Origin of the sequence: Streptomyces spiramenti (genome assembly GCF_012034385.1) — a bacterium.
GTDB lineage: Bacteria > Actinomycetota > Actinomycetes > Streptomycetales > Streptomycetaceae > Streptomyces > Streptomyces spiramenti.
This window is the reverse complement of record NZ_JAAVJB010000334.1, coordinates 1-4202: the sequence shown is the minus strand read 5'-3', so window position 1 is coordinate 4202 and position 4202 is coordinate 1. Positions and strand designations below refer to the sequence as shown.

The following is a 4202-nucleotide window of genomic DNA, read 5'->3' as shown; positions in this document are numbered from 1 at the left end:
CCGCCGCCGTGCGGCGGCTCCGCCGGACCGTCGCTCCCGCGCGGCACGCGCGCACGACCGGCGGGTCACCGCTCGCCGACGTACACCGCACGCAGGGCCTCCTCCGCCGCCGCCAGGGCGGCCTCGCGGTCCAACCCGAGCCGCCGGGCACGCCGGGCGTACTCCTCGGCGGCGTGGGCCGCCTCGCGGGCGCTGCCCTCCGCGGCGGCGACGAAGGTACCGTTGCGCCCCCGGGTCTCGATGACGCCGTCGCCCTCCAGGGCCCGGTACGCCTTGGCGACGGTGTTGGGGGCGAGGCCCAGTTCCTCGGCCAGCCGGCGGACCGTCGGCAGGCGGTACCCGGCGGGGAGCGACCCGGACCTTGCCTGGTCGGCGATCTGTGCGCGCAGCTGCTCGTACGGGGCTTCGGACGCGGTTCCGCTGATGGTGACCTTCACGCCGGTGATTCTGCCCCAGCACCGCGGGACCCGGCGGCGGGTTGGAGCGGACGGCCTGCCCTGCTACGTTGGTAGTTCAAATTCGAATTACCTGTCGCGTCGGGCTCGCCGAGCCGGGGCGTTACGGGCCCGGACCCGCCGGAGGGCCGTCATGACCACCGCATCCCCCAGCCGTATGCCGGTGCTCTACCTGAGTCACGGGGCGCCGCCGCTCGCCGACGACGCTCTCTGGCCCTCGCAGCTGGCGAACTGGGCCGCCGGACTGCCGCGCCCCCGGGCGATACTCGTCGTCTCGGCGCACTGGGAGTCCGCGCCCGCCACCGTCGGCGCCACGACCACGGTGCCGTTGACCTACGACTTCTGGGGCTTCCCCGAGCGCTACTACCAGGTCCGCTACCCGGCACCGGGCGCACCCGAGCTGGCGGAGCGGGTACGGGCGCTGGTCGGGACCCCCGGCTCCGCCGTCCACCACGACACCGGCCGGGGCCTGGACCACGGCGCCTACGTGCCGCTCGCGGAGATGTACCCGGAGGCCGACGTCCCGGTGCTCCAGCTGTCGCTGCCGACGCTCGACCCGTCGCGGCTGCTGGCGTTCGGCCGGCGCCTCGCGCCGCTGCGCGAGGAGGGCGTGCTCATCCTCGGCAGCGGGTTCTTCACCCACAACCTCGGCGAGATCCTCTGGGGCGCCGGTCCCGACGAGGCCCACGGCTGGTCCCGCGAGTTCGACGACTGGGGCGCGCGGGCCCTGGCCGCCGGGGACGTGGACGCGCTGCTGGACTTCGAGAACGCGGCACCGGCGGGCCGCGTCGCCCATCCCCGCACCGAGCACTTCGCCCCGCTGTTCGTCTCGCTCGGAGCCGGCGAGGCAGACCTCGACTCGATCTCCACGGCGGTGGACGGCTTCTGGGGCGGCCTCGCGAAGCGGTCGGTACAGCTCGGCTGACCCGACCGCCGCGCAGCGCGGACGGCAGTCCCGGGCCGGGGCCGCCGTCCGCTCCCGGGCGACCGGCCGCGCGGCGCGGAAGCCGGACACGGACGAGGCCGTCAGCGGCGCGCGTGTGCCATGCGGCGCACCGCCTCGGCCAGCACCTCCGGTGAGGTCGCCAGGTTCAGGCGCACATGGCCGGCGCCGCCGCTGCCGAAGGCCGGTCCGGAGTTGACCGCGACCCTCCCCCGTTCCAGGAAGACCGCGGCGGGGTCGTCGCCGAGTCCGGCCTCCCGGCAGTCCAGCCAAGCGAGGTAGGTGCCCGGGGCGGGCCGGTAGCGGACCTCGGGCAGCTGCTCGGCGAGCAGCGTCGTCAGCAGTCGCCGGTTATCCGCCAACCCCGCCAGCAGGGCGTCGAGCCAGGGGCCGCCCTCGGTCAGCGCGGCCGTGTGGGCGATGACGCCGATGTGGGAGGTGGCCGCCGCCACCCAGACGGGGACACGGGCAACGTCCTCGGCCGCGTCGGGGCCGGCGACGGCCAGTCCGGCGCGCAGCCCGGCCAGGTTCCACGCCTTGGAGGCGGAGAGCACCGACCACCCGGCCCCCGCCCCGGGCACGCTCAGATAGGGGGTGAAGCGGGTGCCCGGGTCGACGACGGGCGCGTGGATCTCGTCGGCGACCACCCGCACACCCCAGCGCGCGGCGAGTTCCGCGACGGCCGCGAGCTCCCCGGCGGTGTGGACGGTCCCGGTCGGGTTGTGCGGGTTGCAGAGCAGGTGGACGGGGTTGCCTCCCCGGGCCGACGCCCGGCGGTAGGCGTCCTCCAGCGCCGCCGTGTCCAGCCGCAGGTCCCCACCCAGCGGCGCCTCGTCCACGGTCCGACCGGTGTGGCGAACGTAGTCGTAGAACGGCGTGTAGACGGGTGAGTTGACCACCACGGTGTCCTCGGGGCCGGATATCGCCGCCAGGACCTCCAGCACGCCGGTCATCACGTCCGGCACGACCGTGGTCCGTTCCGCGGCGACCCCGTCCCACCCCCAGCGGCGCCGCGCGAACCCCGCGTACGCCTCGGCGTAGGCGGAACCGCGGGTGTACCCGGTGTCGCCGCGGGCGAGCGCCTCGCCCACCGCACGCCGGACCGGCTCCGCCAACGGGACGTCCATCTCGGCGACGAACAGCGGCAGTACGTCCGGTGGGTGAGCGCGCCACTTCTCGCTGGTCCTGCGGCGCAGCTCGGCGAGGGTCAGCTGCCGTAGCGGGTTCCCGGGCGCCGGCAGCGGGTCACCGGAAGCCGGTACGGGCGGATCGGTGGAGGTCATGTCCGCAGCGTAGGCCGGGGACGCCGCCCGCGGCCGGGATTCCGCCGCCGCCCGGGGCTCGGCCGGGGCGCTCGGCCGGGAACCCTGCGGCCGATCCGACGGAGGTCTCCCCGGGAGACGCGCGGGACTCCCGGCGGCGCAGGCGGGGCGCGTTCCGGGCAGCCGGGCCGGTGATCCTTAATCATCGTTCAGCCGTTCCTTAAGCCCGCCCTAAAGGGTGGGGTCCAGGGCCCGTGACGGTGCCGACAGGGGGTCGGACGTGGCTAGCGTGCTGTGCACCGGGCAGGCAGAGCACTCCCGGGAGACCGCCCCCGCCCCGAGCCCAGGAGCCACCCCCATGACCGTCCGTCGCACGGCAACCCTCGTCGGCGCCCTCGCCGTCGCCCCGCTCGCCGCCGGCCTGCTGGCCGCCGCCCCGGCGGCGGCCCACGGATCGATGGAGGACCCGGTCAGCCGCGTGCGGGCCTGCTTCCACGAGGGGCCCGAGTCACCCGCCAGTGCGGCCTGCACCGACCTGGTCGGCATCGGGGGCACCCAGCCGCTGTACGACTGGAACGAGGTGAACATCGCCGACGCCAACGGGCGCCACCGCGACATCATCCCGGACGGCGAGCTCTGCTCGGCGGGCCGCGACAAGTACGCGGGGCTGGACCAGGCGCGCGGCGACTGGCAGGCGTCCGCGATGTCCGCCGGGAACCACACCTTCCGCTACACCGCGACCGCGCCGCACACCGGCTCCTTCGCCCTGTACGTCACCCAGCAGGGGTACGACCCGGCGGCCCCGCTGCGCTGGTCGGACCTGGAGCACTTCGGCGAGGTCACCGACCCGGAGCTGCGCGACGGCCAGTACGTCTTCGACATGCAGGTGCCCGAACGCCAGGGGCGGCACCTGATCTACAGCGTCTGGCAGCGCTCGGACAGCCCGGAGGCCTTCTACACCTGCTCCGACGTCGTCTTCGGCGGCGGCGACGGGTCGACCTCCCCCGGCACCGGCAGCGGCGCGCCGGAGCCCGGTGACCACGCGGGTCACGACGACCATGCCGGCCACGACGACCACTCCGCGGGCAAGGGCGAGCCGGCGGACGACGACCACGCGGGCCACGACGACCACGGCGACGGCACCGACGGGGCCGACCACGGCAGCCACGACAACCACGTGGACTCCGAGGAGGGCACCACCGGGAGCGGGACGCCCCGGAAGGAGGCCGCGCAGAGCGCCCCCGCCGGGACCGACGAGGATTCCGCGCCGGTCAACGAGCCGACGGTGAACGGCGACACCGAGGAGGTGTCGCTCGCCGCCACCGGCGGTGGCGACAGCGCGTGGCAGCTCGCGGCCGGCGGCGCGGCGGTGGCCGCGACCGGGCTCGCGCTGGTCGTCACCGGGGCGGTGCGCCGGAACGCGGCGCGACGCCGCGCCTGACCTCCCCACCGGCGGGGCCCACGCGACACCGGGCCCCCGCCCACCGTTCGGCCGCCGTCCCCCTCCCCCTCTCCCCTGTGGGGGCGGCGGCACAGCAGTCC

General features: G+C 75.8%; 4 protein-coding genes. 2 read left to right on the top strand and 2 right to left on the bottom strand.

The genetic code is table 11. The features are described from left to right. Positions 1–65: 65 nt before the first annotated feature. Complete coding sequence (locus HCJ92_RS22735) at positions 66–446, bottom strand: GntR family transcriptional regulator (RefSeq protein WP_420824763.1); 381 nt, start codon at positions 444–446, stop codon at positions 66–68. A 142-nt stretch (positions 447–588) separates the two neighbouring features. Here HCJ92_RS22735 and HCJ92_RS22730 point away from each other — a divergent pair, with 142 nt between their 5' ends. Continuing rightward, positions 589–1380 (top strand): dioxygenase family protein, encoded by a 792-nt coding sequence (locus HCJ92_RS22730; RefSeq protein ID WP_167935486.1) that lies wholly within the window; start codon positions 589–591, stop codon positions 1378–1380. Between the two features lie 101 nt (positions 1381–1481). Here HCJ92_RS22730 and HCJ92_RS22725 read toward each other — a convergent pair whose 3' ends face one another. Next, the gene (locus tag HCJ92_RS22725; protein ID WP_209311475.1) at positions 1482–2681 is read right to left on the bottom strand and encodes a MalY/PatB family protein; all 1200 of its coding nucleotides are present in this window, start codon (positions 2679–2681) and stop codon (positions 1482–1484) included. Positions 2682–3018: 337 nt separating this feature from the next. Here HCJ92_RS22725 and HCJ92_RS22720 point away from each other — a divergent pair, with 337 nt between their 5' ends. Continuing rightward, positions 3019–4101, top strand: coding sequence for a lytic polysaccharide monooxygenase auxiliary activity family 9 protein (locus HCJ92_RS22720; RefSeq protein WP_167935485.1), 1083 nt, complete (start codon positions 3019–3021; stop codon positions 4099–4101). The last annotated feature ends 101 nt before the right edge of the window (positions 4102–4202 follow it).